A 229-nucleotide genomic window follows, 5' to 3' on the forward strand; every position below is an offset into this window, starting at 1 on the left:
CTGATAAATTTATCCCCATCTTTAGATTTGAAAAGCCCGCAGAATGCCATTCTTTCAGTTGTTGACACGCTTTCTGTAACGTCCACTTCCCAATTGAAATAATCTGCGCCGTTTCTTCTGCGATAGGTATAAACTCAAAAGGAGAAATCAGTCCAAGCTCTGGATGTTGCCAACGTATTAAAGCCTCTGCACCAATAACCTTACCTGCCTTACTATCAATTTGTGGTTG

General features: G+C 41.0%; 1 protein-coding gene. It reads right to left on the reverse strand.

Annotated features, from left to right (window positions below; genetic code table 11):
* A partial coding sequence (locus HFD78_RS29320) for an EAL domain-containing protein (RefSeq protein ID WP_191968163.1) occupies positions 1-229 on the reverse strand: 229 nt, incomplete at both ends.

This window comes from Bacillus sp. EKM501B (assembly GCF_011800505.1).
Classification (GTDB): domain Bacteria; phylum Bacillota; class Bacilli; order Bacillales; family Bacillaceae_G; genus Bacillus_A; species Bacillus_A cereus.